Source organism: Streptomyces sp. NPDC012827, assembly GCF_042900905.1.
Lineage (GTDB): Bacteria > Actinomycetota > Actinomycetes > Streptomycetales > Streptomycetaceae > Streptomyces > Streptomyces gulbargensis.
On the sequence record NZ_JBIBBY010000011.1, the window covers coordinates 91007 to 114365 of the forward strand.

The window sequence follows — 23359 nt, forward strand, 5'->3', positions numbered from 1 at the left end:
ATGCAGCGTACGCACCGGATCGTGGCCGCCCTCACCGCCCTGCTCGCCGCCGCGGCCCTGCTCGGCGGCTGCGGCAAGGAGGGCAGCCCGCCCGTCAAGGGCCCGCAGCCCGACCAACTCCCCGTCTACCGCGTCGCGTCGGCCTTCACCCTGCCCGGCTCGCCGACCTGGAACCGGGCCAAGAAGCGCGGCCGGCTCGTCGTCGGCGCCAAGGAGGACCAGCCGTACATGGGGGAGAAGGACCCCGCCAGCGGCCGCTACTCCGGCTTCGACATCGAGATCGCCAAGATGATGGCGGCCTCCCTCGGTTTCGACCCGGCGACGATCGAGTTCCGCACGATCGCCTCCGCCAACCGCGAGACGGCCCTGCAGAACGGCCAGATCGACTACTACGTGGGCACCTACACCATCAACGACAACCGCAAGAAGCTCGTCGGTTTCGCCGGCCCCTACTACCGGGCCGGGCAGTCCCTCCTCGTCCGCACCGACGAGCACGGCATCCGGGGTCCCGAGGACCTGGCCGGCAAGCGGGTCTGCTCGGCCGCCGGATCCACGCCGTACCAGCGGATCGAACGCGACCACCCCGAGGCCGAACTCGTCGCGTACGACACCTACTCCGTCTGCGTCGACAACCTGCTGACCTTCCAGGTCGACGCCGTCACCACCGACGACACCATCCTCATGGGCTACGCGGCCAAGGTGCCCGACGAGCTCAAGGTGGTGGGCAGACCGTTCTCCGAGGAGCCGTACGGCATCGGCGTCCCCCGCGAGGACGACGCGCTGCGCTTCGCCCTCGACGACGCCATCGCCGCCCACCAGAAGAACGGCGACTGGAAGAAGGCGTACGACGCCACCCTCGGACTCTCCGGGGTGCCCGCCCCCGCCCCGCCCGCCATCGACCGCTACCCGGCGAGCTGACCGCAGGAGCCCCCGACATGGAGTCACCGGCATGGACGTCCTGACCGACAACTTCTCGCTCTACGGCAAGGGTTTCCTCGGTACCGTCGAACTCACCGTCTACGCCTCGGCGCTCGCCCTCGCCCTGGGCTTCGTCATGGCCGCCTTCCGGGTCGCCCCCGTCGGATCCCTCCGGGTCTTCGGCGCCGCCTGGGTGACCGTCCTGCGCAACACCCCGCTCACCCTGCTGTTCTTCGCGGTGATGCTGGGCCTGCCCCGCTTCGGCCTGGTCCTGCCCTTCGAGCTCTTCGCGGTCCTCGCCCTCGGCTGCTACACCTCCGCCTTCATCTGCGAGGCGCTGCGCTCCGGCATCAACACCGTCCCGCGCGGCCAGGGAGAGGCGGCCCGCAGCCTCGGCATGACCTTCGCGCAGACCCTCGGCACCGTCGTCCTCCCGCAGGCCTTCCGCTCCGTCATCCCGCCCGTCGGCTCGACACTGATCGCCCTGGCCAAGAACTCGGCCATCGCCGGCGCCTTCAGCGTCACCGAACTCCTCGGCACCTACAAGACGCTGAGCGAACTCGGCTACAGCATCATCTGGACCTTCGTCTGGATCGCCGTCGGATACCTGCTCATCACCCTCACCATCAGCCTTCTCCTCAACGTCCTGGAGAAGCGCTGGGGAGTCGCCCGATGACAAGCGCCACCGCCCTCTACGACGTCCCCGGGCCGCGCGCCCGCCGCCGCCACCTCCTCTACGGCCTCCTGTCGACACTGGTGATCCTCGCCCTGGCCGGATGGATCCTGTACCTCCTCTTCGACACCGGCCAGTTCACCTCCACCAAGTGGTCGCCGTTCGCCTACGAGGGCATCCAGGAGCTGCTGCTCAGGGGCCTCGGCAACACCCTGAAGGCCTTCGCGTACGCCTCGGTGCTCTCGCTCGCGCTCGGTGCGGTCCTCGCCACCGGACGCCTCTCCGAGCACCGGGTCCTGCGCTGGCTCGCGACCCTGGTCGTCGAGTTCTTCCGCGCCATGCCCGTCCTCGTGATGATCTTCTTCATCTTCGTGGCGCTGAAGGTGCAGCCGCTGCCCGCCCTCGTCGCAGGCCTGACCCTCTACAACGGCTCGGTGCTGGCCGAGGTCTTCCGCAGCGGCGTGCTCTCGGTCGCCCGGGGCCAGGGCGAGGCCGCCTACGCGCTCGGCATGCGCAAGACGCAGGTCATGACGTACGTCCTGGTACCGCAGGCGGTCCGCGCGATGCTGCCGGCGATCATCAGCCAGCTCGTCGTGGCCCTCAAGGACACCTCGCTCGGCTTCCTCATCACCTACGAGGAGTTCCTCCACGCCGGCAAGCTGATCGCCTCGAACCTCGACTACGACCTGCCGTTCATCCCCGTCGTCCTGGTCGTCTCACCGATCTACATCGGCATGTGCATGCTGCTCTCCTGGTTCGCCACCTGGGTGGCGCGGCGGGAGCGCCGCAATCCGAAGACCAGGGCCGTCGACGTCGCCCCGGCGGAGCAGGGCACGGTGCTGCCGGGCCGGCAGTAGGCCCGCGCGGGTCACGCCCGCCCGGCAGCAGCCGGTGATCACTCCTCCCGCAGCGGTACCGACACGTACGACGGGTCGGCGGCGGGCGAGGAGAAGGTCAGCTGCGCGCCGGTCGGGTTGTGCTCGATGTAGAGCGGGTCGACCGTGTCCACGACGAGGGCGAGCCGGTGCCCGGCCGGGACGTCGTACGCCGTGGAGAACAGCTCCAGGTCGACGGCGAACGGCCGGCCCGGGGTCTTGCCGTGGAAGGTGTACGGGGCGTTGCTCACGAGCTTGCCGATGCCCAGCGGGCCGACGTCGTACAGGTACGCGACGAGGGTGCCGCTCTCCTCGGTCGGGGTGACGGTGGTGTGCAGCAGCGGAGTCCCGCGCACCTTGCGGACCGAGTCGTACCGCTCGGACTGCCAGACGGCCGCGAACGAGCGGGGAAGGAGCGGGACGGAGACGGCGGGCGGGGTCCGCAGGAACTGGTCCAGCAGATTGGAGAGCAGGACGACGCCGCCGGAGGCTCCCGAGTCCACGTTCGCCCACACGTGCTCGGTGTCGTCGAGGGCGATCCGCTCCCGGTGCGCGTTGACCGACTTCCAGTCCGGGTAGCCCTCGTAGCCGCCGGCGGAGCGGGAGGCGAGCTGGACGGGCTGTTCCCGGTCGACGCCGTTGGCGGCGCCCTTCAGGTGGTGGTCGAACCAGCGGTGGGCGCTGGTCCAGGTGTCGTTCGGCAGGCCCAGGAGCCCGGTGGCCTCGGCGGTGGCGTGGTCGCCGGGGCGGAACTCCAGGCGCTTGGGGCCGGTGAGCTTCTCGAAGAAGGTCGCGTACTGGTTGGGCGGGAAGATCGTGTCGCCCCAGGCGTTGCCGAGCATGACGGCGGTGCGGTTCGCGTTGAGCCGGTCCAGGTGGGTCACGGCGGAGCGCTTGCGGCCCCAGGCGATCATGTCCTCCTCCTTGGCCAGGTTGGAGGAGAGGAAGTCGCCGAGCACCTGCTGGAGTTCGGGGCCGGGCCGGCCGGTCAGGTGTCCGGCGCCACCGAGGAGGGCGGCGGCCTGGAGGTGCTGCGTGCGCCCGCTGTAGATGGAGTCGATGAGGTCGGCCCAGCCGCTGAGCGCCGCGACGGCCTTGACCCGGGGGTCGTGGGCAGCGGCGAGCAGGCTGATCCCCGCGCCGTAACTCACCCCCGCCATGCCGACCTCGGCCGGGTCGGCGGGGGTGTGGGCGAGTGCCCAGTCGATGACCCGGGAGGCGTCGGCGACGTCCCGGGGACCGGCGGTCTCGATCTCGCCGCCGGACTGCCAGAAACCGCGCGAGTTGTAACTCACCACGATGTAACCGGAGTCGGCGAGCTTACGGGCCTGGGCCAGGTACTCGATCTGCGGCATCGCCCAGCTGGTGGGGAGCACGATCACGGGGTGACGCGCGCCGCCGCCGGTTGTGGCCGGGGCGACGACGTTCGCCTTGAGGACGGTGCCGCCGTCGCCCGCGATGTCGACGAAGCGGACGGAGACGCCGTCCTCGGCGTGGGCGGCCGGGGCGGCGGCGAGGGCCGTTCCGGCCAGGAGGGCGGCGGTGGCGGCGCCTGCGGCGGCGGTGCGGAGCGCGCGGCGCGCGGCGGCGCGGGGGGCGGGTCGGCGGGCGCCGGAACCCGGGGCGGGTGCGACGCTCGGCCCGGGGGTGGCGGCGGGGTGGGGGCGGGGGTCGTTCACGGGGCGCTCCTCGGGGTGTCACCGGTGGGGACGGTGCGAAGTGACCCGACGGTAACCGCGAGCGCTTACCGCAGGTAACCAGTCGGTAAGTTACGCGACGGTAACGATTGCGCCACCCCGCCGCCGCCCTCAGGCTTGGCCCGTGGAGCACACCGACGTCTTCGAGCCGCGCCGCTACGCCCGAGGCCTCCCGCACGACGCCTACCGCACCCTCCGCGACCACGCGCCCGTCGTGTGGCAGGAGGAGTACGAAGTGCTCGGCTGGCCCGCCGGGCCGGGCTTCTGGGCCGTCAGCCGCCACGCCGACGTCGTCCGCGTCCTCAAGGACCCCGGCACGTACTCCTCCCACCTCGGCGCGACCCAGATCCGCGACCCCGATCCCGCCGACCTGCCCTTCATCCGGCGCATGATGCTCAACCAGGACCCGCCCGCCCACGGCCGGCTGCGCCGGCTCGTCAGCCGCGCCTTCACCCCGGGCCGCGTCGTGCGCTTCACCGCGACCGCCCGCGCCCGCGCCCACCGCCTGATCGACGCGGCCCTCGCCGGCGGCGGCCCGGCCGACCTCGTCCGTACCGTCACCGACGACTACGCGCTGCTCAACCTCACCGACCTGCTCGGCGTCCCCGCGAACGACCGCGGACTCCTCCACACCTGGACCGAACGGGTCATCGCCTACCAGGACCCCGACGAGCCGCCCGTCCTCGACGCGTCCGGCCGGCCCGTCAACCCCCGGTCACCCGCGCGGCTGGCCGACATGTTCGCCTACGCGCAGGACCTCGCCGCCCACAAGAGGCGCCACCCCGCCGACGACGTCATGACGTCCCTCGCCACCTCCGCCCTCGCCGACGCCGAACTGGAGATGTTCTTCTTCCTGCTCACCGTCGCGGGCAACGACACCGTCCGCAGCGCCGCCCCGGGCGGGCTGCTCGCCCTCGCCGGGTCCCCCCGCGAACAGGCCCGCCTGTGGAACGGGGAGGTCTCCCTCGACACGGCCGTCGAGGAACTCCTGCGCGTGCACCCGCCGGTGCTCACCTTCCGCCGCACCGCCACCCGGGACACCGTGCTCGCCGGCGTCCGGATCGCCGCGGGCGACAAGGTCGTCGTCCTCCACCCCTCCGCCAACCACGACGAGCGCGTCTTCCCCGATGCGCTCCGGCTCGACCTGGGGCGCGACCCCAACCCTCACGTGTCCTTCGGCGACGGGCCCCACGTCTGCCTCGGCGCGCACTTCGCCCGCCTCCAGCTCGGCGTGCTGTACCAGGTGGTACGGGAGCGCTGCGCCGGCCTGGAACTCGCCGGGCCGCCCCGCCGCCTGGTCTCCAACTTCATCAACGGCGTCACGTCGCTGCCGGTGCGGCTGCGGGCGCCGTCGTCGCCTCGCGCGTGACGTCCGCCACCAGCTCCACCACGTCCGGCCCGTAGGCCTGCGAGTTCACCACCTTCAGCAGCAGCACGAAGGAGCCCGAGCGGTGCCGGCGGGCGAGTGCCCTGTGGTGCCGCGCCAGATAGCGGGTGGCCGCCTGGTTGGTGATCGCCCGCTGCCCGCAGAAGAGGAAGACCGGCCGGCCGCCCTCACCCGCCGTGAGCCGGGCGAGCAGCACGTACTCGGCGACCCCCGCCTCCGGCCGGTACGTCTCCCGGCCGATCACGAACGCCCCCCGGTCGGGGCCCGGTTCCACCTCCACGTTCACCATCACCCCGGGCAGCAGGGTGGCCAGGTGCGCGCCCGTCCGGCGGTTGCTGTACGGCCCCCCGAGGCAGAATTCGGTACGGTCGCCGAAGCCCTGGTGCGCCTGGTCGTGGGGGGTGATCCTGGCCAGCGCGCCGCAGTCCTTGATGAGGGCCGACAGCTCCAGCAGGGCGAACACGTCGTACCGGTGCACCGAACGGTCCGTGCCCGACTCCTTGTTCACCACGAGCAGGCATTCGGCACCGGCGGGCAACCCGAAGAACGCCCGCTGACGGCGGAGCCCGCGCCGCCACAGATACGTGCGCCCCAGCCACCCCAGCGAGGCGCTGACCCCCGTCGCCAGCACGCCGAGCACGATGTTGCGCAGGTCCTCGTCCATGGCCGCGCATGCTATCGACCCGCCGCTCCCGCGTTCGAGGCGGTCCTGACGGCGGGGGCGCGCGGAAGTTACAGTGCGCGGACGGTCGCCGACCGGCTGACAGGAGGTAGGAATGCGCCGCTCCGCCGCAGGATGGCTCTCCGCGCTCGCCGTCGTCACGACGGCACTCTCGACGGGGGCCGCGGCCCCGCCCGCCGCGCCCGCCGGCGCCCCACCGAGGCCGGCGCCGGTCAAGACACCCGTCGCCACCGGGTACGGCGGAGCCGTCGCCAGTGTCGATGCCGACGCCTCCGCCGCCGGCATCGAGGTCCTGCGCAAGGGCGGCAACGCCGTCGACGCCGCCGTCGCGGTGGCCGCCGCGCTCGGAGTCACGGAGCCGTACTCGGCCGGCATCGGAGGCGGCGGCTACTTCGTGCACTACGACGCCAGGACCCGCACCGTCCACACCGTCGACGGACGCGAGACCGCCCCGCTCTCCGCCGACGCGGGCCTCTTCACCGAGAACGGCCGGCCCATCCCCTTCGAGGAGGGCATGACCAGCGGTCTGAGCGTCGGCACCCCCGGCACCCCCGCCACCTGGAGGACCGTGCTGGACGCCTGGGGCAGCAAGCCGCTCTCCACGCTCCTCGAACCCGCCGAGCGCCTCGCCCGCGACGGTTTCACCGTCGACGCGACCTTCCGCGCCCAGACCGCCGCCAACGAGGCCCGCTTCCGCGACTTCCCGGCCTCCGCCGACCTCTTCCTCCCCGGCGGACAGCTGCCCGTGGTCGGCAGCGTCCTCAAGAACCCGGACCTGGCCCGTACGTACGACACCCTCGGCCGCCACGGCGTCGGCGCGCTCTACCGGGGACCGATCGCCCGGGACATCGTCGACACCGTGCGCACGCCCCCCGTCCGCGAAGGGGCCACCCGCAAGGTGCGGCCCGGCGACCTGACCGAGCGTGACCTCGCGGCGTACCGGACCCTGTTCCGCGAGCCGACCCGGATCGGCTACCGCGGCCTCGACGTGTACGGCATGGCGCCCTCCTCCTCCGGCGGCACCGGCGTCGGCGAGGCGCTCAACATCCTGGAGGGCACCGACCTCGCCGGCGCCTCCCAGGCCCGCTACCTCCACCGGTTCATCGAGGCCAGCCGCATCGCCTTCGCGGACCGGGGCCGCTGGGTCGGCGACCCCGCCTTCGAACCCGTCCCCACCAAGGAGCTGCTCTCCCAGCGGTACGCCGACTCCCGGGCCTGCCTGATCCGTGACGACGCCGCCCTGACCAGCCCGCTCGCGCCCGGTGACCCCCGCCGGCCGGTGCCCTGCGCGACCGGCGGCCCGGCGGCCCCCACGACGTACGAGGGCGAGAACACCACCCATCTCACGGTCGCCGACAAGTGGGGCAACGTCGTCGCGTACACCCTCACCATCGAGTCCACCGGCGGCAGCGGCATCACCGTGCCCGGCCGCGGCTTCCTGCTCAACAACGAGCTGACCGACTTCTCCTTCGCGCCCGCCTCGCCCGCCGTGCATGACCCGAACCTGCCCGGCCCGGGCAAGCGCCCCCGCTCCTCCATGTCCCCGACGATCGTCCTCGACCGGCACGACCGGCCCGTCCTGGCCCTCGGCTCACCGGGTGGCGCCACCATCATCACCACCGTCCTGCAGACCCTCACCGGGGTCGTGGACCGCGGCCTGCCGCTCGTCGACGCCATCGCCGCACCGCGCGCCAGCCAGCGCAACCAGGCCACCACGGAGCTCGAACCCGAGCTCTGGAACAGCCCGTTGAGGGCGGAGCTGGAGCGGATCGGCCACGCCTTCCGGCAGAACCCGGAGATCGGCGCCGCCACCGGCATCCAGCGCCTCCCGGACGGCCGCTGGCTGGCCGCCGCCGAGACCGTCCGCAGGGGCGGCGGTTCGGCGATGGTGGTCCGCCCGGCTCCGGGCCGGTAGGGGCGGTACGGGGCAGGCCCCGGGGCGCCCGGCGGCTACGGCGCCGTCAGGATCCGGGGCCCGTCGTCGGTGACGGCCACCGTGTGCTCGGCGTGCGCGGCGCGGGAGCCGTCCACCGTCCGTATCGTCCAGCCGTCCCCCGCCGTGCAGTGGTCGTCGCCCCCGCCACCGATGAGCATCGGTTCGATCGCCAGCACCATGCCGTGCCGCAGCGGCATGCCCCGGCCCGGGCGTCCCTCGTTGGGGACGCCCGGGTCCTCGTGCATGGTCCGGCCGATGCCGTGGCCGCCGAAGCCGTCCGGGACGCCGTAGCCCGCCCGGCGGCAGACCCGGCCGATGGCGTGGGCGATGTCCCCGATCCGGTTGCCGACGACGGCCGCCGCGATGCCCGCCTCCAGGGCCTCCTCGGCCGTGGCGATCAGCCGGGTGTCCTCGGGCCGCGCCCGGCCGACCGTGAAGCTCACCGCCGCGTCGCCCGCCCAGCCGCCGAGCAGCGCCCCGCAGTCGACCGAGACCAGATCCCCGTCGGCGAGGGGGGTGCCGTCCGGGATGCCGTGCACGATCGCGTCGTTGACCGACACGCAGAGCACCGCCGGGAACGGCGTCGGCGCCCACTCGGGGCGGTACCCGAGGAACGGCGACCCGGCGCCCGCCGCGTCCAGCACCGCGCGGGCCGCCCGGTCCAGCTCCGCCGGTGTCACTCCGGGCGCGGCCTTCTCCCGAGCGGCCGCGAGGGCGTGCGCCACCACCCGCCCCGCCTCGCGCATGGCCCGCAGATTCGCGTTCGTCTTGATCTCCACCATGCCAATTACTATACCGGTATTAGAATGGTGTCATGGTGCGTACACCCCTCACCCCCGAAGAGCGCGAACGCGGCGAACGCCTCGGCCTCCTGCTGCGCGAGGCGCGCGGCGAGCGGTCCATGGTCGAGATCGCCGCGGCCGCCGGCCTCTCCGCCGAGACGCTCCGCAAGATCGAGACCGGCCGGGCCCCCACCCCCGCCTTCTTCACCGTCGCCGCCCTCGCCGGCGTCCTCGGCCTCTCCCTGGACGATCTCGTCGTGCACTGCTCCCCGCTGCCCGCCTGAGCCACCCCGGAGGGAAACCGCCGGAACGGTGGTACCGCCCGGGGCGGCGTGTCAGCATGGCGCGGTGACGCAGATCATCAAGGGGGGCAACCTCGGTGTTGCCGGTCAGGTGTGGCGGGTCGGGGTGGTCCGGCGGGTCGCCGGCGACGGCGTACCGGAGGTGGACACCTCGGCGCTGCTGCTCGACGCCACGGGCAGGGTCAGGAACGACGGTGACCTCGTCTTCTACAACCGGCTGTCCCACGCCACCGGTGCCGTGCGGCACGTGGGGAGGGTGGCGGGAGAGGGGCGGACGGTCGCGGACTGGCTGGAGATCGACACCGGTCGCGTGGAGCCCGCCGTCCAGCGGATCGTCATCGCCGCCTCCTGCGACGGCGGAACCTTCGGTCAGGTGCCGGGCCTCTACCTGAGGGCGCTCAGCGCCGCCACGGGCGCCCAGCTCGCGCTGTACGAGGTGGACGACGCCACCACCGAGACGGCCTTCGTGCTCGGGGAGTTCTACCGGCGCGACGGCGGCTGGAAGTTCCGGGCGGTGGGACAGGGGTACGACAGCGGCCTCATCGGCCTGGCCACCGACTTCGGCATCGAGGGCAGGGACACCCCCGAGCAGGAGCCCGAGTACCTTCCCGGGCCGGCCCCCGAACCGTACGCGCAGCCCGACCCCGCACCGGCCGCCGCCGGGGTGGCGGAGGCGCCGGCGGGGGAGGCGGCCCCGGTCGCCACCGGCCCCGAACCCCTGGTCGTCGACAAGGAGGCCGGAGCGCCGGCCGCCGGCGGGCAGGGCGAGATCCCCGCCCCCCGGGAGGCGGCCACCGCCGGTGGCCGCCGGAAGGAGAAGGGTTTCGGCGGCCCCTGGGGCTTCGGCGCCGACTTCCCGGAGTTCGTCCGCAGCGGCAAGGGCAGGACCAACGTCACCGTCGACGTCCCCGTGCCGCCCGGCTTCGTCCTCGTCGACGCGGAGCGAAGGGGCGAGGGCTACTTCTCGGTGCACACCCTGAACCACCGCCGCCGGAACGACCACCTGCTGTTCAACACCGGTCTGGACGACTTCTCGGGACGTTCGCTCCTGGACCACGACGGCCGCACACCGCTGCGTCTGCGGGTCGACGCGGCCCCGGAAGCGGAGTGGACCGTCGCGGTGCGCCCCGTCTCCGCCGTGGACCCGCTGGGCGCGGGCGCCGAGGGGCGGGGTGCCGACGTCCTGCTGCACACCGGCCCGGCCGCCGAGCTCCTCGCGCGCCTGCGCGGCGAGGGGAACGGCAGCGTGTACTTCCACGTGCACGGCTACGAGCCGGACGCCAACGGCCATCTGGTGGTCAACGAGGCGGACGAGCGGGTCAAGACCACCGTCGCGCTGCCCGAGGGGCCCCTGCTCCTCGCCGTCCACAGCGCCGAGGGGCGCTGGTCCCTGGAGGTCCGGCCGAAGTCCGGGAGCGCGGAGGCCCGTTCCGAGCGGGGCGGACGGTTCTGGCGGCGCGGCTCGCGCTGACCGCAGCCGGGGCGGCGCGGTACGGGAAGGAGCCCCCGGTCCGGGCCCGGCGGTCCGCGCCGCGCCGCATAGGCTCCCACCATGATGCCCGAGGAGCTGCGGCACGGCCGCTACGTCAGTCTGACCACCTTCCGGAAGAACGGGACGGGGGTCGCGACGCCCGTCTGGTACGCCGTCGACGGCGAGGAGCTGTACGCCTGGACCCGGACCCGACTCCTGGAAGGTCAAGCGGCTGCGCAACGACCCGGCCGTCGAGGTGGCCGTCTGCGACGTGCGCGGGAACGTCTCCGAGGGCGCCGCGCGGGTGCGGGGGACGGCGCGGCTCGTGACGGGGGAGGAGCTGCGCCGGGTCCGCAGGCTCCTGGGCCGCAAGTACACCTGGCAGTTCTGGCTCGTGGACCTGCCGGCGACGGCCGTCCGGCTCGGCCGGCGCCCGCACACCGGGATCGTCGTGAGCTTCTGAGCGCCCGGAGGCGCGGGCCCGGATGAACGCTCCGTACCGTACGGATGTCGCTGTGTACCGACGGATGTCCGTTGTGGACCACTCGGGTATGAAACATGATCGACTCGAATGCTTCGCGGCAGTGGTCTTGCTCCGGGGTGTGACGGGGCTTACGTTCTCTTCCTACGCATCGCGTCTACGTGCGTAGAGGCTCATCGACGCCGTGCCGAAGGAGCAGCTCATGTCCGACGTCGTACGCGCCGCGCTCGTGCAGGCGACCTGGACCGGCGACACCGAATCCATGATCGCCAAACATGAGGAGCACGCCCGGGAGGCCGCCCGGCAGGGAGCCCGGGTGATCGGCTTCCAGGAGGTGTTCAACGCCCCCTACTTCTGCCAGGTCCAGGAGCCGGAGCACTACCGCTGGGCCGAGCCCGTCCCCGACGGCCCGACCGTCCGCAGGATGCGGGAACTCGCGCGGGAGACCGGCATGGTGATCGTTGTCCCGGTCTTCGAGGTCGAGAGCGAGGGCTTCCACTACAACACGGCGGCCGTGATCGACGCCGACGGCACGTACCTCGGCAAGTACCGCAAGCACCACATCCCGCAGGTCAAAGGCTTCTGGGAGAAGTACTACTTCCGCCCGGGGAACGCCGGCTGGCCCGTCTTCGACACCGCCGTCGGCAAGGTCGGCGTCTACATCTGCTACGACCGCCACTTCCCCGAGGGCTGGCGCCAACTCGGCCTCAACGGAGCCCAGCTGGTCTACAACCCGTCCGCCACCCACCGCGGCCTCTCCTCCCACCTCTGGCAGCTGGAGCAGCCCGCGGCCGCCGTCGCCAACGAGTACTTCGTCGCCGCCATCAACCGCGTCGGTGTCGAGGAGTACGGCGACAACGACTTCTACGGCACCAGCTACTTCGTCGACCCGCGAGGCCGGTTCGTCGGAGACGTAGCCTCCGACAAGGAGGAGGCACTCGTCGTCCGCGACCTGGACTTCGGCCTCATCGGGGAGGTCCGCCGCCAGTGGGCGTTCTACCGGGACCGCCGCCCCGACGCGTACGACGGGCTGGTCGAGCCGTGAGCGGCCTGTACGAACGGCACCGCGCCGTCGCCCCCGACTGGCTCGCCCTCTACTACCGCGAGCCGCTGGAGATCACCCACGGCGAGGGCCGTCACGTCTGGGACGCCGAAGGCCGCAAGTACCTCGACTTCTTCGGCGGCATCCTCACCACCATGACCGCCCACGCGCTCCCCGAGGTCACCAAGGCCATCGCCGAGCAGGCCGGGCGGATCATCCACTCCTCCACCCTCTACCTCAACCGCCCCATGGTGGAGCTCGCCGAACGGATCGCCGCCCTCTCCGGCATCCCCGACGCCCGCGTCTTCTTCACCACCTCGGGCACCGAGGCCAACGACACGGCCCTCCTCCTCGCCACCACGTACCGCCGGTCGAACCAGATCCTGGCGATGCGCAACAGCTACCACGGCCGTTCCTTCTCCACCGTCGGCATCACCGGCAACCGCTCCTGGTCCCCCACGAGCCTGTCGCCCCTCCAGACCCTGTACGTGCACGGCGGTGTCCGCACGCGCGGCCCGTACGCCCAGTACACCGACGAGCGGTTCACCGACGCCTGCGTCGCCGACCTCGAGGACCTCCTCGGCCACACCCGCGACGTCGCCGCCCTCATCGCCGAACCCGTCCAGGGCGTCGGCGGCTTCACCTCCCCGCCCGACGGCCTCTACGCCGCCTTCCGCCGCGTCCTCGACCGGCACGGCATCCTCTGGATCTCCGACGAGGTGCAGACCGGCTGGGGCCGCACCGGCGACCACTTCTGGGGCTGGCAGGCCCACGGCCAGGCCGGACCGCCCGACATCCTCACCTTCGCCAAGGGCATCGGCAACGGCATGTCCATCGGCGGCGTGGTCGCCCGCGCCGAGATCATGAACTGCCTCGACGCCCACTCCATCTCCACCTTCGGCGGTTCACCCGTCACCATGGCCGCCGGCCTGGCCAACCTCGGCCACCTCCTCGCCCACGACCTCCAGGGCAACGCCCGGCGCGTCGGCGGCCTCCTCCTCGAACGCCTCCGCGGCGTCGCGGCGGGCGTCGACGCCGTACGCGAGGTGCGCGGCCGCGGCCTCATGATCGGCATCGAGCTCGCCGACCCCGTCACGGGCCGGGCCGACCCCGACGCGGCCGCCGCCGTGCTGGAGGCCACCCGGGAGAACGGCCTGCTCATCGGCAAGGGCGGCGGCCACGACACCAGCGCGCTGCGCGTCGCCCCGCCGCTCTCCCTCACCGTCGCCGAGGCCGAGGAAGGCGCCGGCATCCTCGAACAGGCCCTGCGCTCCCTGTAGGCGAGCCGTCCGGATCCCGCCGTGCCACCGCACGGTCCGGACGGCACCGCCCGAGCACCACGTGTCGCGTCCCCCGCTCCCCGGTCCGACCCGACCGGCAGGACCTCCAGCCGAGGAGAAGCCCGTGAGCACCCGTAACCGCACCCTCATCCGCGGCGGACTCGTCCTCACCGCCGCCGACGAGCTGCACGCCGACGTCCTGATCGAGGACGGCCGCGTCGCCGCCCTCGCCGCCCACGGCTCCGACACCGCCGCCGGCTGGACCGCCGACCGGATCCTCGACGCCACCGACCGCTACGTCCTGCCCGGCGGCGTCGACGTCCACACCCACATGGAACTGCCCTTCGGCGGCACCTTCGCCTCCGACACCTTCGCGACCGGCACCCGCGCCGCCGCCTGGGGCGGCACCACCACCATCGTGGACTTCGCCGTCCAGTCCGCCGGCCGGCCGCTGCGGGAAGGCCTCGACACCTGGTACGCCAAGGCCGACGGCAACTGCGCGATCGACTACGCGTTCCACATGATCCTCTCCGACGTGAACGAGCACACGCTCAAGGAGATGGACCTGCTCGTCGAGGAGGGCATCACCTCCTTCAAGCTCTTCATGGCCTACCCCGGCGTCTTCTACAGCGACGACGGCCGGATCCTGCGCGCCATGCAGCGCTCCGCCGACAACGGCGGACTGATCATGATGCACGCGGAGAACGGCATCGCGATCGACGTGCTCGTGGAGCAGGCCCTCGCCCGCGGCGAGACCGACCCCCGCCACCACGGAGAGGTCCGCAAGGCCCTCCTGGAGGCCGAGGCCACCCACCGCGCCATCCAGCTCTCCCGGGTCGCCGGCAGCCCGCTCTACGTCGTCCACGTCTCGGCCCAGGAGGCCGTCGCCGAGCTGGCCGCCGCCCGCGACAAGGGCCTGCCCGTCTTCGGCGAGACCTGCCCCCAGTACCTCTTCCTGTCCACCGACAACCTCGCCGAGCCCGGCTTCGAGGGAGCCAAGTACGTCTGCTCCACCCCGCTGCGCCCCAAGGAGCACCAGGCGGCGCTCTGGCGCGGCCTGCGCACCAACGACCTCCAGGTCGTCTCCACCGACCACTGCCCGTTCTGCTTCAAGGGCCAGAAGGACCTGGGCCTCGGCGACTTCTCCAAGATCCCCAACGGGCTGCCGGGCGTGGAGCACCGCATGGACCTCCTCCACCAGGCCGTGGTCGACGGACACATCTCCCGCCGCCGCTGGATCGAGATCGCCTGCGCCACCCCGGCCCGCATGTTCGGCCTGTATCCGCAGAAGGGCACCATCGCGCCGGGCGCGGACGCCGACATCGTGCTCTACGACCCGCACGCCACCCAGACCCTCTCCGCCGCCACCCACCACATGCACGTCGACTACTCGGCGTACGAGGGCAGGACGGTCACCGGACGGGTCGAGACCGTCCTCTCGCGCGGCGACGTCGTCATCGACCACGGCACGTTCACCGGCCGGGCCGGCCACGGCGCCTTCATCCCCCGCTCCACCTGCCAGTACCTGAACTAGGAGGCCGACCCGTGGACTTCGGACTCGTCCTGCAGACCGACCCGCCCGCCTCACAGGTCGTCGGCCTGATGCGCCGCGCGGAACGCAACGGCTTCCGCTACGGCTGGACCTTCGACTCCGCCGTGCTGTGGCAGGAACCCTTCGTCATCTACAGCCAGATCCTCGAACACACCACCAAGCTGCACGTCGGCCCGATGGTCACCAATCCCGGCACCCGCACCTGGGAGGTGACGGCCTCCACCTTCGCCACCCTCAACGACATGTTCGGCAACCGGACCGTCTGCGGCATCGGCCGCGGCGACTCCGCCATGCGCGTCGCCGGCCGCAAACCGAACACCCTCGCCCGCCTGGGCGAGGCCATCGACGTCATCCGCGACCTGGCCGAGGGCCGCGAGGCCGAGGTCGACGGCAACCCGGTCCGCATCCCGTGGGTGAAGGACGGCAGGCTTCCCGTCTGGATGGCGGCCTACGGCCCGAAGGCCCTCGCCCTCGCCGGGCGGAAGGCCGACGGATTCATCCTCCAGCTCGCCGACCCCTTCCTCACCGAATGGATGGTCAAGGCGGTCCGCGAGGCGGCCCGGGAAGCCGGCCGGGACCCCGCCTCGATCACCGTCTGCGTCGCCGCCCCCGCCTACGTCGGGGACGACCTCGCGCACGCCCGGGACCAGTGCCGCTGGTTCGGCGGCATGGTCGGCAACCACGTGGCCGACCTGGTCGCCAGGTACGGCGAGCACTCGGACATGGTCCCCGGGGAACTGACCGCGTACATCAAGAACCGGCAGGGCTACGACTACAGCCACCACGGCCGCGCCGGGAACCCCTCCACCGACTTCGTCCCCGACGAGATCGTCGACCGCTTCTGCCTCCTCGGCCCCGCCGCGGCCCACCTCGACCGGCTCCGGCACCTGAGGGACCTGGGGGTCGACCAGTTCGCCGTGTACGCCATGCACGACGACCGCGAGGGCACGATCGACGCGTACGGCTCCGAGATCATCCCCGCCCTCACCGGCTGACCCGGCCCGCCGAACCCCCCACCCCGCACAACCCTTCCGCCCCGCCCCCGACCGAAGGGTTCCGCCACCATGACCACCACCGGCGCCACCGACCCCGCGGGCAGACCCGGCATACCCGGCGGCCGCGTCGAACTGCCGCCCGGCACGGCCCTCACCGACCCCCGGTTCGTCAACGACGACCTGCTGCCCGTCCCCGTCGCGCACCGCCGCTGGACCACGTACAACTTCGCCGCCCTCTGGGTCGGCATGGCCCACAACATCCCGTCCTGGCTGCTCGCCTCCGGCCTGATCGCCCTCGGCATGGACTGGAAACAGGCCGTCCTCACCATCGCCCTGGCCAACCTCGTCGTGCTGCTCCCCATGCTGCTGACCGGGCACGCCGGCCCCAAGTACGGCATCCCGTTCCCGGTCCTCGCCCGTGCCTCGTTCGGACTGCGGGGCGCCAACCTGCCGGCCCTCGTCCGGGCGGCCGTCGCCTGCGCCTGGTTCGGCATCCAGACCTGGATCGGCGGCCAGGGCGTCTTCGTCCTGCTCGACAAGGCCTTCGGCGGCGACTGGGCGGCGGCCGGGAGGATCGGCGGACAGCCCTGGACCCTGTGGCTCTGCTTCGTCCTCTTCTGGGCACTCGAACTGGCCATCATCCACCGGGGAATGGAGGCTCTGCGCCGCTTCGAGAACTGGGCCGCCCCGTTCGTCATCGTCGGCGCGCTGGTCCTGCTCGTCTGGATCGCGGTCAAGGCCGGCGGATTCGGACCGCTGCTCGACCAGCCCTCGAAGCTGGGCTGGGGCGCCGATTTCTGGCCCGTCTTCCTCCCGTCCCTCATGGGCATGATCGCCTTCTGGGCGACGCTCAGCCTGAACATCCCGGACTTCACCCGCTTCGGCGCCGGGCAGCGCGCCCAGGTCGCCGGGCAGGCCCTCGGCCTGCCCACCACCATGACCCTGTTCGCGCTGCTCTCGGTCCTCGTCACCTCCGGTGCCCAGGCCGTCCACGGAGTGGCGGTCTGGGACCCGGTGGCACTCGCCGCGAAGACCGACAACGTCTTCGGACTCCTCTTCGCCCTCGTCACCGTCCTGGTCGCGACCGTCTCCGTGAACATCGCGGCGAACGTCGTCTCCCCCGCGTACGACCTCGCCAACCTCGCCCCGAAACACGTGAACTTCCGCAGGGGCGCGCTGATCACCGGCATCGTCGGCGTCCTCGTCATGCCGTGGAAGCTGACCTCCACCCCGGAGCTGTACATCTTCACCTGGCTCGGGCTCGTCGGCGGACTCCTCGGCACCGTCGCCGGCGTCCTCATCGCCGACTACTGGCTGGTCCGCCGCACCGTCCTCGACCTCGAAGGGCTCTACCGCGCCGACGGCCCCTACTGGTACCGCGGCGGCTGGAACCCGGCGGCCGTCCTCGCCTTCGCCGTCGGCGGGGTCCTCGCGGTCGGCGGTTCGCACTCGGAGCCCGGCAAGGGGCCCTTCCCGGCCGACGGCCTCGTTCCGTTCCTGCGACCGCTCGCCGACTACGGCTGGGCCGTCGGCCTCGTCACCGCGCTGCTCCTCCACACCGCGCTCATGAAGGGGCGGGTGGCTCGCGGCGACCGGCCGGCGACCGGCTGACCGGTTCTCACCCCCGCTCGGGCGAACGGCTGTACGGTGCGGGCAGAGTGGTCGAACCGATACGAGGGGCGGGTGGCGGGTGTGCTGGTCGAGGCCTTGACCGCGGTGGCCGCGGCGGGCGGGGCGGCGGTCGTGCAGGCCGCCGGGACCGACGCCTGGTACGGGGTGCGGGACCGGGTCGCCGCGCTCATCGGGCGCGGCGACGAGCAGCTGGAGCAGGCCGCCCTGGAGCGCCTGGACCGGACCGCCGAGGCCCTGGAGGCCGACCGTGCCGTGGACCGGGGGCAGGAACTCGCACGCCAGGAGGGGGTGTGGCAGGAGCGGTTCGAGACCCTCCTGGCCGCCCTGCACGGCGCGGACCAGGAGCGAGCGGCCGGGGACCTGCGCGCCCTGCCCGCCTTCGTCGCCGAGGCCGCGGGCGACGTGGCCCTCGCCACGGGCGACGCGGTGGCGCGCGACGGAGGCAGTGCGGTGACCGGCGTCCGGCGGACGGGCGGCGGTCAGGCCGCCCGGGCGGTCCGCACCGGGAACGCGGAGGCCACCGGCGCCGGGTCCACGGCCGTCAGCGGCGTCGTCACCGAGTAGCCGGCCGGGCGCAGACGTGGCCAAGTGGCGGTGGGGCAGACGGCACGACCCGGGCGGGCGCACCCCGGCCGGGCGCACGGCCGACGCGGAACCCGCCGGACAGTGGGTGACGGGCAGCGGGAACGCGTTCGCGACGAACGGCGGCATCGCCGTCACGGGCATCTACAACGACCACACCCGCGTGGTGCTGCCGCCCGAGGCGGTACGGCCCGTGGCCGAGGTGGGCGCCAGGCCGGGACTGGACAACCTGCCGTACCGGTCCGGGCACTTCGTGGGCCGCACGGCCGAACTCGACCGCCTCGACGCCGCCCTGGCCGAGCCCGGCGGTGTGTGGCTCCAGGCCGTGCACGGGCTCGGCGGCATCGGCAAGAGCGCGCTGGCCGTGCACTGGGCGGCCACCCGCGCCCGCACGCACGGCCTCGCCCCCGTCCGGTGGATCACCGCCGACAGCCCCGCGGCCGTCGAGCAGGGCCTGGCCGCCCTCTCCACCGCCCTGCAGCCCGCCACCTCCAAGGCGCTGACGACCGAGGCGCTGGCCGAGAACGGCACGCAGTGGCTCGCCGCGCACGACGGCTGGCTGCTCGTCCTGGACAACGTCACCGACCCCGCCCACATCGCCCCCCTCCTCGCCCGCGCGCCGCACGGCCGCTTCCTGATCACCAGCAGACTCGCCACCGTGTGGCACGACGCCACCACCGTCATCCGGCTCGACACCCTGCAACCGGACGAGTCCCTGGCCCTCCTCACCCGCGTCGTCACGGCCGGCGGCCCCCGTGACCTGACCGGAGCGGCCGCCCTCTGCGCCGAACTCGGCCATCTGCCGCTCGCCGTCGAGCAGGCCGCCGCGTTCCTCGCCCAGAACCCGCTCCTGACCCCCCTCGGCTACCTGGACCTGCTCGGACAGGACCCCGCCCCGCTCTACCAGCAGGGCGGCGTCGGCGTCACCGACCCCGAACGCACCGTCGCCCGCGTCTGGCGGGTCTCGCTGGACCAGGTGGCACAACGACGGCCGGGCGCCACCGACGTGCTGCGCACCCTGGCCTGGTACGCCCCCGACCGCATCCCCGCCGGCCTCCTCGACGACACCGCGGCACCGGCGGAGATCGCCGGCGCGGTCGGTGTCCTGAACGCCTACAGCCTGATCACCGTGGACGCCGCGAGCCACACCCTCTCCCTCCACCGGCTGGTCCAGTCCGTCGCCCGCACCCCCGACGCCGACGACCCCCACCGCGGCGCGGAACTCGTCGCCGAGGCCCGGGACCGCGCCACGTCGGCCCTCTTCTCCGCCGTCCGGTCGACCGACTGGCAGGACCCCGCGAACTGGCCCACCGGCCGCGCCCTGCTCCCGCACATGGACGCCCTCGCCACCCACACCCCCGTGGCCGCCGACACCGGGACCACGGCACGCCTCCTGACACACGCCGGGGTCTTCCTCCTGAGCCAGGGGCTCGGCACCCGGGCCGCCCGGCACCTGCGCCGCGCCCTGGAGCACCACGAGGGGGAGCTGGGCGAGGACGACATCCACACGCTCACCGGCCGGCACAACCTCGCGCACGCCCTCGAGGCGTCGGGGCGGCCGGACAAGGCCGTCCCCCTGTACGAGCGGGCCCTCGCCGACGAGGAACGCGTCCTCGGGCCCGACCACCCGCTCACCGTCGCCGGCCGCAACAACCTGGCCGACGCCTACCGGGCGACGGGCGAACCGGAGAAGGCCCTCGCCCTGCTGGGCCGCCACCCCGAGGACGTGGTGCTCCCGGCCGAGGGCGACGAGGGCGCCCACCACGCCCTCACCCTGCGCAACACCCTCGCCCATACCCGGCGGCAGGCGGGTGACCGCACCGGGGCCGTCCGCCTGTACGAGGAGAACCTCGACGCGTGCCGGCGCGTCCTCGGCGAGGACCACCCCCTCACCCTCGTGACGCGGAACAACCTGACCGCCACCCGCACGGCACCCGAGGACCCGGCCGCGGCCGTCCCCCTCTTCGAGCGGATCCTCCAGGACATGGAGCGGGTCCTGGGCGAGGACCACCCCGACACCCTTCTCGCCCGCGCCAACCTGGCGGGCGCCCACCGGGACGCGGGGGACACCGACCGGGCCGTCGCCCAGTTCGAACGGGCGCTGCCCGCCATGGAACGCGTCCTCGGTCCGGGCCACGCCACCACCCGCGCCACGCGCGTCGCCCTCGCGCTCACCCTCCGGGCGGCCGGCGAGCCCGACCGGGCCGCGCGCCTCGCCGCGCCAGGCGACGCACAGGGGCCGCCCGGCGCCGTGCACCCCGGCGCCGTGCACTCGGGCGTCCCCGGCGACGAACCCCCCGACAGCCACGGCGCCGACATCGGGTACGGCTTCCTGGCCGCCGGCGACCCGGAGCGGGCCGTCCCGCTGCTCGAACAGGCCGACGCCGAAGACCGCGAGCGGCTGGGCGAGGACCACCCCCGCTCCCTCACCGTCCGCCACAACCTGGCCGTCTCCCACCTCATGGCCGGCGCCCCCGACCGGGCCCTCCCCCTCTTCCGGGAGGTCCTCCGGGCCCGGGAGCGAACACTCGGCGCGGACCATCCCGACACCCTCACCAGCCGCCGTCACCTCGCCGACGCGCACCGCGAGGCGGGCGCCTTCGACCAGGCCGTCCCCCTCTACGAACAGACGCTCCACGCGCGGACGCGGGACCTCGGCCCCCACCACCCGGAAACCCTGGCCGTCCTCGGCATGCTCGCGTACACGCTCCGGCTGGCGGGCCGGCCGGAGCAGGCCGTGCCCCTCTTCGAGCGGGCACTCCACGGCCGGGAACAGGTCCAGGGCCCCTCCCACCCCGACACCCTCACCGTCCGCAACAGCCTCGCCGGATCGTACGGCGACACGGGCGATCTCCGCCGGGCCGTACGGCTCTACGAGGAGAACGCCACCGCGTGCGCGCGGGCCCTCGGCGACGATCACGCCCACACCCTCACCGCCCTCCACAATTTGGCCACCGCCCACGCCGGGGCGGGCGACTTCCACCGGGCCGTCCCCCTGCTCGGGCAGACCCTCGACCATCAGGAGAGGGTGCTGGGCCCGGCCCACCCCGACACGATCACCACCGGCCTGAGCATGGCGGGAGTCCTCCTGGAGGCCGGGATGAAGCGGGAGTCCCGCCGGCTGTACGAGGAGATCCTGACGACGTGTCTGCGCACGTACGGAGTCCAGCACCCCCTCACGCGCCGCGTGTACGCGCAGAGGGTGGCCGCCAGAAAGGCCGGGCGGAACCGGCGGAACCGGCGCACCCCCTAGGGGGAAGGCGGCTGACCCACGGCCGGCCTGACGGGCCCCTCGCTTCATGCTGCCGTACGTGACGAAGGAGAGCAGGACGAGCAGTCCCTCGCGCGCTACCTGCGCGAAGGGGCGGTCCTTGCTGCCGAAACCGCGCCGTGGCTACCAGGCACGAAAAACTCGCGGCCGGTACGGGGCGACCGGCCTCGTCACGGCCATCGACGAGCGGCTGTGACCGACCACGTCACGATGGCGCTGCGTAACAGCGGATGGCCACCGTCTGGTGCGGACTCCACTGCTGCTCGACCGTGGCCATCAGCTCCCAGCCCAGCCGCTCGTACAGGGCTGCCGCCGCGGTATCGGATGCGACGACGTCGAGCACCGGGTGCAGGCCACGACGCCGCGCTTCCTCCACTGCTCGGCCGATCAGCAGGGCACCGATCCGATGTCCCCTCGCCCGTGGGGCGACGAACAGCCTGCTGACCACGGCGGTCATACCCCGCGTCGTCCCGTTCCGCTCGCTCCACAACGTCGGGGCCACATCGTCTTCGCCGCCTTGCGACAAACTGACATGCCCGACCAGGCCGCCTTCGAGTTCGGCGACCCAGGAGCCCAGCAGGGGACCGTGTGACAGCCACTCGCCGGGCCGATCCGGCCAGTTCACCGGATAGCCGTCGCGCGCATGGACCTCCGCGAGGACCCGCACGCACTCCTCGACATCGCCCTCGGCCCTCTGCCGGACCCAGGGGCTCGGCCTCTCATCCGGCACCCCGGAACTCTCGATGTTCACTCGGGCATAGAAGCACAGGCCACGGAGTCACAACCAGTCACTTTTGATACAGGCCCCAGGGGACCGACGCCGCGCCTCCGGTGCGGGCGCCGAGGACGCGCGCCAGGTCCGGCCGGGCGTCAGGCGCTCGTCGCGCGCGCGATCCAGCCGAGGTGCGCGCGGACGCGGGTGTTCACGGCGGGCGTGCTGGTGGCGCAGCCCCGTCCGTACGAGACGAGGCCGACGAGAGTGGGGCGGCCGTCGCGGTCCCGGTGGACCAGCGGGCCGCCGGAGTCGTACACGCAGGCGTCCCGGCCCGGCGCGTAGGTGCAGATCTGGGCCGGTGTCAGGCCCGGAACGCCCCGCGCCGCGCACGTTTCGTTGTCCATCGTCTCCAGGGTCACGGTCCGCAGCACGGGGGAGGGGCCACCGCCGAACGAGGTCGTCCCCCAGCCGGCGACCTCGACCCGTGTCCGGTCGAAGGCGTCCGGCGCCGTGTGCGCCGGCAGCCGTACCGGGCGGACGCCCCGGTCGTGGCGGACCGGGCGGGTCAGCGTGATCACGGCGATGTCGTCGCGCTGGGTCTCCGGGTCGTACGCCGGGTGGCGCGCGAACCGGGCGGGCCGGGCGAGCACCGCGTACGGGGACTCCGTCCCGGTCTTCAGGTCGTGGTCGCCGAGCAGCACGGCGACCCGCCGGGGGTCACCGTAGGAACCGGTCAGGCAGTGCGCGGCCGTCAGGAGGTGGCGGTCGTCGACGAGCACCGCGCCGCAGAACGCCCGGCGTTCCTCGACGTCCACCAGCGCCGCGACGTACGGGTACGCGTGCGGCCGGGCCTCCCGGCCGCCGACGACGGCCCCCGCCGGGGCCGCGCCGAGCGGGGTGACGGTGAGGACCGCCCCCAGGAGTGAGGCCACGAGCCGTCCGGCCCCTCGCATGAGATCTCCCTACGGTCGACGCCGCATGTTCATGACGTCAACGAGACGCGGGGCGAGGGGTCACCCGTCCGTGGTTCTGGACTGATGTCCGGGGCGTCGCGCCCCGGGTGCCGGGAAGGACGGGGCCGGGCAA

Annotated in this window: 19 protein-coding genes and 1 pseudogene; 15 read left to right on the forward strand and 5 right to left on the reverse strand. The window is 73.2% G+C overall.

Features of this window, described 5'->3' with window-relative positions:
- Genes ACFY60_RS23715 through ACFY60_RS23725 form a run of 3 tightly spaced genes read left to right on the forward strand, consistent with a single transcriptional unit; the run spans position 1 to position 2448 of the window.
- Positions 1-918: a glutamate ABC transporter substrate-binding protein gene (locus ACFY60_RS23715; RefSeq protein WP_388614995.1), complete on the forward strand. Its 918-nt coding sequence runs from the start codon at positions 1-3 to the stop codon at positions 916-918.
- A 31-nt stretch (positions 919-949) separates the two neighbouring features.
- A complete protein-coding gene (locus ACFY60_RS23720) occupies positions 950-1594 on the forward strand; it encodes an amino acid ABC transporter permease (RefSeq protein ID WP_388614992.1) in 645 nt (214 codons plus the stop codon).
- On the forward strand, positions 1591-2448 hold the full coding sequence (locus ACFY60_RS23725; protein WP_388614990.1) for an amino acid ABC transporter permease: 858 nt from the start codon (positions 1591-1593) through the stop codon (positions 2446-2448). Before ACFY60_RS23720 ends, ACFY60_RS23725 begins: the two co-directional genes overlap by 4 nt.
- Before the next feature lie 38 nt (positions 2449-2486).
- Here the strand turns inward: ACFY60_RS23725 and ACFY60_RS23730 are convergent, their stop codons facing one another.
- Positions 2487-3998, reverse strand: coding sequence for a CocE/NonD family hydrolase (locus ACFY60_RS23730; RefSeq protein WP_388615225.1), 1512 nt, complete (start codon positions 3996-3998; stop codon positions 2487-2489).
- Positions 3999-4287: 289 nt separating this feature from the next.
- Here ACFY60_RS23730 and ACFY60_RS23735 point away from each other — a divergent pair, with 289 nt between their 5' ends.
- Positions 4288-5532, forward strand: a complete 1245-nt coding sequence (locus tag ACFY60_RS23735) for a cytochrome P450 (protein ID WP_388614987.1) — start codon at positions 4288-4290, stop codon at positions 5530-5532.
- On the opposite strand, the gene ACFY60_RS23740 is transcribed toward ACFY60_RS23735, so the two are convergent.
- Positions 5483-6214, reverse strand: coding sequence for a hypothetical protein (locus tag ACFY60_RS23740; protein ID WP_388614984.1), 732 nt, complete (start codon positions 6212-6214; stop codon positions 5483-5485). The two genes, ACFY60_RS23735 and ACFY60_RS23740, sit on opposite strands and share 50 nt — an antisense overlap.
- 112 nt (positions 6215-6326) lie before the next feature.
- Here ACFY60_RS23740 and ggt point away from each other — a divergent pair, with 112 nt between their 5' ends.
- Positions 6327-8147 carry a gamma-glutamyltransferase gene (gene ggt / locus ACFY60_RS23745; protein ID WP_388614981.1) on the forward strand — a complete coding sequence of 607 codons (1821 nt, stop codon included), beginning with the start codon at positions 6327-6329 and terminating at the stop codon, positions 8145-8147.
- A 35-nt stretch (positions 8148-8182) separates the two neighbouring features.
- Here the strand turns inward: ggt and map are convergent, their stop codons facing one another.
- Positions 8183-8950 (reverse strand): type I methionyl aminopeptidase, encoded by a 768-nt coding sequence (gene map, locus ACFY60_RS23750; RefSeq protein ID WP_388614978.1) that lies wholly within the window; start codon positions 8948-8950, stop codon positions 8183-8185.
- Between the two features lie 32 nt (positions 8951-8982).
- Here map and ACFY60_RS23755 point away from each other — a divergent pair, with 32 nt between their 5' ends.
- From ACFY60_RS23755 to ACFY60_RS23800, 10 genes and pseudogenes are all read left to right on the forward strand, one after another.
- Positions 8983-9234 (forward strand): helix-turn-helix domain-containing protein, encoded by a 252-nt coding sequence (locus tag ACFY60_RS23755; protein WP_388614976.1) that lies wholly within the window; start codon positions 8983-8985, stop codon positions 9232-9234.
- A gap of 64 nt (positions 9235-9298) precedes the next feature.
- A complete protein-coding gene (locus ACFY60_RS23760; protein WP_388614973.1) occupies positions 9299-10723 on the forward strand; it encodes a TerD family protein in 1425 nt (474 codons plus the stop codon).
- Between the two features lie 81 nt (positions 10724-10804).
- A pseudogene (locus ACFY60_RS23765) lies at positions 10805-11186 on the forward strand (PPOX class F420-dependent oxidoreductase).
- 220 nt (positions 11187-11406) lie between these two features.
- On the forward strand, positions 11407-12249 hold the full coding sequence (locus ACFY60_RS23770; RefSeq protein ID WP_388614970.1) for a nitrilase-related carbon-nitrogen hydrolase: 843 nt from the start codon (positions 11407-11409) through the stop codon (positions 12247-12249).
- Entirely contained in the window at positions 12246-13526 is a 1281-nt protein-coding gene (locus tag ACFY60_RS23775) for an aspartate aminotransferase family protein (protein ID WP_388614967.1), read from the forward strand. Before ACFY60_RS23770 ends, ACFY60_RS23775 begins: the two co-directional genes overlap by 4 nt.
- 124 nt (positions 13527-13650) lie before the next feature.
- Positions 13651-15060 carry a dihydropyrimidinase gene (gene hydA, locus ACFY60_RS23780; RefSeq protein WP_388614965.1) on the forward strand — a complete coding sequence of 470 codons (1410 nt, stop codon included), beginning with the start codon at positions 13651-13653 and terminating at the stop codon, positions 15058-15060.
- Positions 15061-15071: 11 nt separating this feature from the next.
- A complete protein-coding gene (locus ACFY60_RS23785) occupies positions 15072-16073 on the forward strand; it encodes a TIGR03842 family LLM class F420-dependent oxidoreductase (protein ID WP_388614962.1) in 1002 nt (333 codons plus the stop codon).
- A 69-nt stretch (positions 16074-16142) separates the two neighbouring features.
- Complete coding sequence (locus ACFY60_RS23790) at positions 16143-17684, forward strand: NCS1 family nucleobase:cation symporter-1 (RefSeq protein WP_388614960.1); 1542 nt, start codon at positions 16143-16145, stop codon at positions 17682-17684.
- A 72-nt stretch (positions 17685-17756) separates the two neighbouring features.
- Complete coding sequence (locus tag ACFY60_RS23795; RefSeq protein ID WP_388614958.1) at positions 17757-18269, forward strand: hypothetical protein; 513 nt, start codon at positions 17757-17759, stop codon at positions 18267-18269.
- Positions 18270-18285: 16 nt separating this feature from the next.
- The gene (locus ACFY60_RS23800; protein ID WP_388614956.1) at positions 18286-21540 is read left to right on the forward strand and encodes a tetratricopeptide repeat protein; all 3255 of its coding nucleotides are present in this window, start codon (positions 18286-18288) and stop codon (positions 21538-21540) included.
- Positions 21541-21763: 223 nt separating this feature from the next.
- Here the strand turns inward: ACFY60_RS23800 and ACFY60_RS23805 are convergent, their stop codons facing one another.
- Positions 21764-22225 (reverse strand): GNAT family N-acetyltransferase, encoded by a 462-nt coding sequence (locus tag ACFY60_RS23805; protein WP_388615222.1) that lies wholly within the window; start codon positions 22223-22225, stop codon positions 21764-21766.
- A gap of 203 nt (positions 22226-22428) precedes the next feature.
- Positions 22429-23226: a S1 family serine peptidase gene (locus tag ACFY60_RS23810; protein WP_388614953.1), complete on the reverse strand. Its 798-nt coding sequence runs from the start codon at positions 23224-23226 to the stop codon at positions 22429-22431.
- Positions 23227-23359 lie beyond the last annotated feature (133 nt).

Coding starts and splice junctions, on each gene's coding strand:
- ACFY60_RS23790 (WP_388614960.1), top strand. CDS start 16,143: ATGACCACCACCGGCGCCACCGACCCCGCGGGCAGACCCGGCATACCC.
- ACFY60_RS23755 (WP_388614976.1), top strand. CDS start 8,983: ATGGTGCGTACACCCCTCACCCCCGAAGAGCGCGAACGCGGCGAACGC.
- ACFY60_RS23810 (WP_388614953.1), bottom strand. CDS start 23,226: ATGCGAGGGGCCGGACGGCTCGTGGCCTCACTCCTGGGGGCGGTCCTC.
- ACFY60_RS23770 (WP_388614970.1), top strand. CDS start 11,407: ATGTCCGACGTCGTACGCGCCGCGCTCGTGCAGGCGACCTGGACCGGC.
- map (WP_388614978.1), bottom strand. CDS start 8,950: ATGGTGGAGATCAAGACGAACGCGAATCTGCGGGCCATGCGCGAGGCG.
- ACFY60_RS23720 (WP_388614992.1), top strand. CDS start 950: ATGGACGTCCTGACCGACAACTTCTCGCTCTACGGCAAGGGTTTCCTC.
- ggt (WP_388614981.1), top strand. CDS start 6,327: ATGCGCCGCTCCGCCGCAGGATGGCTCTCCGCGCTCGCCGTCGTCACG.
- ACFY60_RS23740 (WP_388614984.1), bottom strand. CDS start 6,214: ATGGACGAGGACCTGCGCAACATCGTGCTCGGCGTGCTGGCGACGGGG.
- ACFY60_RS23725 (WP_388614990.1), top strand. CDS start 1,591: ATGACAAGCGCCACCGCCCTCTACGACGTCCCCGGGCCGCGCGCCCGC.
- ACFY60_RS23715 (WP_388614995.1), top strand. CDS start 1: ATGCAGCGTACGCACCGGATCGTGGCCGCCCTCACCGCCCTGCTCGCC.